General features: G+C 67.6%; 4 protein-coding genes. 1 reads left to right on the forward strand and 3 read right to left on the reverse strand.

From position 1 onward, the window contains the following. The coding region (locus G3N93_RS34140; protein ID WP_206134948.1) for a pseudouridine synthase at positions 1 to 1,164 on the forward strand (1,164 nt) is incomplete at its 5' end. Between the two features lie 101 nt (positions 1,165 to 1,265). Here the strand turns inward: G3N93_RS34140 and def are convergent. The 3 genes from def to G3N93_RS34155 all read right to left on the reverse strand — a co-directional run. After that, the gene (gene def / locus G3N93_RS34145; protein ID WP_174944501.1) at positions 1,266 to 1,799 is read right to left on the reverse strand and encodes a peptide deformylase; all 534 of its coding nucleotides are present in this window, start codon (positions 1,797 to 1,799) and stop codon (positions 1,266 to 1,268) included. Further along, on the reverse strand, positions 1,796 to 3,871 hold the full coding sequence (gene ligA / locus G3N93_RS34150; RefSeq protein ID WP_206134949.1) for an NAD-dependent DNA ligase LigA: 2,076 nt from the start codon (positions 3,869 to 3,871) through the stop codon (positions 1,796 to 1,798). Before ligA ends, def begins: the two co-directional genes overlap by 4 nt. 166 nt (positions 3,872 to 4,037) lie before the next feature. Beyond that, positions 4,038 to 5,032, reverse strand: a 995-nt coding sequence (locus tag G3N93_RS34155) for a cell division protein ZipA C-terminal FtsZ-binding domain-containing protein (protein ID WP_206134950.1), incomplete at its 5' end; no start/stop codon positions are given.

The following is a 5,032-nucleotide window of genomic DNA, read 5'->3' on the forward strand; positions in this document are numbered from 1 at the left end:
TGCGAAGGCGCAAAGTGCAGCTTCGGCGACCGTCGCACGTCGTCCGATCGCCCGCCGCGCCGTGATGACGAATCGCGTCCGCGTCGCGCAGGAGGCGAAGGCGGCGCACGCACGCCGTATCGCGACAACGCATCCGGCGAAGGCGCGAAGCGCAGCTTCGGCGACCGCCGTACGTCGTCCGATCACCCGCCGCGCCGCAACGACGATGACCGCCCGCGCCGCGCAGGCGCCGACGACGGCAAACGCCCGTCGTATCGCGACAAGCCAGCCGGCGAAGGTGCGAAGCGCAGCTTCGCCGACCGCCCGGCCCGGCCCGCACGCGACGGCGAGCGCCGCTCGTTCGGCGCGGTCAAGAGCGCGCAACCGGTCAAGCGCGCCGCGGCCGACGTCGACTACGGCGACGAATCGGGCCTGATGCGCCTGTCGAAACGGATGTCCGAGCTCGGCATGTGTTCGCGCCGCGAAGCCGACGAATGGATCGAAAAGGGCTGGGTCCTCGTCGACGGTGAACGCATCGACACGCTCGGCACCAAGGTACGCGCCGACCAGAAGATCGAGATCGACGAACGCGCGAGCGCTGCGCAGGCCGCGCAAGTGACGATCCTGCTGCACAAGCCGGTCGGCTATGTGTCGGGCCAGGCGGAAGATGGCTACGAGCCCGCAGCCGTGCTGATCACGCGCCAGAACCGCTGGAGCGGCGACCATTCGCCGGTGCGCTTCTCGCCGCAGCATCTGCACGCGCTTGCGCCGGCCGGCCGCCTGGACATCGATTCGACCGGCCTGCTCGTGCTGACGCAGAACGGCGTGATCGCGAAGCAGCTGATCGGCGAGCAGTCGGATATCGACAAGGAGTACCTGGTGCGCGTGCGTTTCGGCGAGCGGCTCATCGACATCGACCAGCACTTCCCCGCCGAATCGCTCGCGAAGCTGCGCCACGGCCTCGAGCTCGACGGCGTCGCGCTGAAGCCCGCGATGGTGAGCTGGCAGAACGGCGAGCAGTTGCGCTTCGTGCTGCGCGAAGGCAAGAAACGCCAGATTCGCCGCATGTGCGAACTGGTAGGCCTCGACGTGATCGGCCTGAAGCGCGTACGGATGGGCCGCGTGATGCTCGGCGCACTGCCGCAGGGCCAATGGCGCTATCTGTCGGCCGACGAGACGTTCTGACCGCGGGCGCACACACATGCGCCACGCAATGAAAAAGCCCGCGCAAGCGGGCTTTTTTGTTTCCTGCGAGAAGCCGGGAAAGCGCCGGGTGAGCCTCCGAATCAGTCGTCGGAAGCCGGATCGAGCCCCGGGAACAGCACTTCCGTGAAGCCGAAGCGCGTGAAGTCGGTGATCCGCATCGGATACAGCTTGCCGATCAGGTGGTCGTATTCGTGCTGGACGACGCGTGCGTGAAAACCGTCGGCAACGCGATCGATCTTCTCGCCGAACTGGTCGAAGCCGCTGTAGCGCACCTTCGCGTAGCGGCTGACGACACCGCGCATGCCCGGCACCGACAGGCAGCCTTCCCAGCCCTCTTCCATGTCCGGCGGCATGTACTCGACCTTCGGGTTGATCAGTACGGTCTCGGGTACCGGCGGCGCGTCCGGGTAGCGGTTGTTGTTGCCGAAGCCGAAGATGATGATCTGCAGCCCGAGGCCGATCTGCGGTGCGGCCAGCCCGGCGCCGTTCGCATGGTGCATCGTCTCGAACATGTCCGCGACGATCTCGTGCAGTTCGGGGGTATCGAACCGCTCGACCGGCTTGGCGATTTCGAGCAGGCGCGGATCGCCCATCTTCAGGATCTCGCGAATCATGGCGTATTGCCCTCCAGGAGTTGGTGCAGACCGTCTTCGTCCAGCACGGGGATGCCGAGTTCCTCGGCCTTCACGAGCTTGCTGCCGGCTTCGGCGCCCGCGACCACGTAATCCGTCTTCTTCGATACCGAACCGGCCACCTTCGCGCCCGCCGCTTCGAGCATTTCCTTCGCGGCATCGCGCGTGAGCGTCGGCAGCGTGCCCGTCAGCACGACCGTCTTGCCGGCCAGCACGCCCTGCGGCGCCTTCGGCGCGGGTGGCCCTTCCGGCCACGTCACCTTGCCCGGCGCACGCAATTGCTCGATCACGGTCCGGTTGTGCTCTTCCGCGAAGAACTGATGGAGCGACTCGGCGACGATCGGCCCGACGTCGTTGACTTCGAGCAGTTCTTCGACCGATGCGTCCATGATCGGCGTCAGCGAGCCGAAATGCTTCGCGAGATCCTTCGCGGTCGATTCGCCCACATGACGGATACCGAGCCCGTAGATGAAGCGCGCGAGCGTCGTATGCTTCGCCTTCTCGAGCGAGTCGAGCAGATTCTGTGCCGACTTCTCGGCGAACCGGTCGAGCTCGGCGAGCGTCGCAAAGCCGAGATTGAACAGGTCGGCCGGCGTGCGCACGAGATTCAGCTCGACGAGCTGGTCGATGATCTTCTCGCCGAGCCCGTCGATGTCGAGCGCGCGGCGCTGCGCGAAGTGCCACAGCGCCTGCTTGCGCTGCGCCGGGCAGAACAGGCCGCCCGTGCAGCGCGCGATCGCCTCGTCCGGCAGGCGCTCGATCTTCGAGCCGCACACCGGGCATTCGGTCGGCATCACGAATTCGGCAGCATCGGCCGGGCGCCGGTCGAGCAGTGCGCCAACCACCTCGGGGATCACGTCGCCCGCGCGGCGCACGATCACGGTATCGCCGATCCGGATGTCCTTGCGGCGCACCTCGTCCTCGTTGTGCAGCGTCGCGTTGGTGACGGTCGCGCCGCCGACGAACACGGGCTCGAGACGCGCGACCGGCGTGATCGCGCCCGTGCGGCCGACCTGCACGTCGATCGCGACGAGCTTGGTCAGCGCTTCCTGCGCGGGGAACTTGTGTGCGAGCGCAAAGCGCGGCGCGCGCGACACGAAGCCGAGGCGCTCCTGCTCGTCGCGCCGGTTGACCTTGTAGACGACGCCGTCGATGTCGTACGGCAGCGACTCGCGCTTCTCGCCGACCTTGCGGAAGAAGTCGAGCAAGCCTTCGGCGCCCTGCACGACCGCGCGCTCGCGGTTCACGGGCAGGCCGAGCGACTCGTACCAGTCGAGCAGCGCGCTGTGCGTATCGGGCATCGGCATCCCGTCGAGCACGCCGATCCCGTACGCGAAGAACGACAGCGGGCGCTGCGCGGTGATCTTCGAGTCGAGCTGGCGCAGGCTGCCGGCCGCCGCGTTGCGCGGGTTCGCGAATTCGCGCTGCTCGGCCGCGCGCTGGCGGTCGTTCAGGCGTGCGAAATCGCGCTTGAACATCAGCACCTCGCCGCGCACGTCGAGCACGGCCGGCACGTTCTTGCCCTTCAGCTTCAGCGGAATCGAGCGGATCGTGCGCACGTTCTCGGTCACGTCCTCACCCGTCGTCCCGTCACCGCGCGTCGACGCCTGCACGAATACGCCCTGCTCGTAGCGTAGCGAGATCGCGAGGCCGTCGAACTTCAGTTCGCATGCGTATTCGACCGGCTCCGTCACCGAGCCGGCGAGATCGGTCGTCTTGTCGAGCGCGTCGGCGACACGCTTGTCGAATGCGGCGATGTCCTCGTCGGCGAAACCGTTGTTCAGCGACAGCATCGGCGCATCATGGACGACCGGCGTAAAGCCGCCGGCCGCCTCGCCACCGACGCGCTGCGTCGGCGAATCGGGCGTCACGAGTTCGGGATGGTCGGTTTCGAGCTGCTGCAGTTCGCGGAACAGCCGGTCGTATTCGGCGTCGGGCAGATCCGGCTGGTCGAGCACGTAGTAGGCGTAGTTCGCCCGCTCGAGTTGATCACGCAGCCACGCGGCGCGCATGTCGGGCTGGCTGGCTGGCGGTTCGGCTTGGGTTCGGGCCATGCTGGCGGCAGATTCGTTCTGAGAAAATCGGATGCCAGATTATCTCAGTTTGCCGCCGTGGCGGGGCGTGCAATGCGCGCCCGATGCGCGTGCTGCAGCGCAAACAGCAAGGTGTGCGCTGCAGCGACGAACGGCGGCATCGGCGCCCGCCGTCCGCCCATTCGCGTTACTGGCTGAAGAGGCGGCGCGTGACCGGCGAACCGGCCGGGATGCCGGCTTCCTCGAGCTTCGCGTACAGCTTCATCAGTTGCTGATCGATCGCGGCCAGCGTCGATTCCGGCAGCGGCCGCCGCGAATCGTCGACGACCCGCGCGCCGATCCGCTCGGACAGCGACTTCGCGTAATCGCACATCAGCCGGAACGGCAGGATGTCCTCTTCGGCGACCGGCACGTCGAGCACCAGCGTGATCATGTTGCCGCCCTTGTACGTGAGGTCGTCACGCAGGAAGTTCGTGTCGCCGAACTGCAGCATGAACACGGGGTTCTGCTTCGCGTCGAGCTTCACGAAACGCGTGCCGTCGCGCGACAGCAGCAGCCCGTCCTGCGATGCGACCGCCTGCACGTAGTTCGCCGACCACGGCGCGCCGTCCGACATCACGTTGATCGACAGTTGCGCGTCGCATTGCGCGGCAAACGCGTCGAGCTCGCGCGCCATCGCGACCGTTTCCATCATGTCCGGGAATTCCGGCGCACCGTCGATCGCGTCGGCGAACTGCTGGACGCCCGTCACGAATTCGGAGAACTCGAGCTCGTTCAGCGCGCCACTGCGGTTCGCGAGCTGCGCGGCCGCGCGCAGTTCCTCGTAGCGCACGCCGTTCTGCAGCAACTCCCACTGGCCGCCTTCCGGCTTGCCTTCGATGTGCACGGGCTTGCTGCCCGCGCGGCGCAGCCGCTGTGCGGCCGGCAGGATCTTGTCGCCCGGCAGCGACCCGCCGAGACGGATCGGCACGATGCAGTCGATCCGGCGGTCGACGATCGCCGGCGGTGCCGACGAGATCGTCGTGGCGGCCGGCAGCACGGGTTCGGCCGGCTCTGCCGGTTCAGCGTGCGCTTCGTGCGCGGAGGCCGGTGCGGCTACTTCGCCGGCAACCGGCTCGACCGCCTCGGCCGGTGCATCGACACCGGTCGCCTCGGCCTGCAGATCGGCCGGCATGTCGGCCG

It is taken from the genome of Burkholderia sp. Se-20378 (assembly GCF_017104665.1).
In the GTDB taxonomy this organism is placed as follows: domain Bacteria; phylum Pseudomonadota; class Gammaproteobacteria; order Burkholderiales; family Burkholderiaceae; genus Burkholderia; species Burkholderia lata.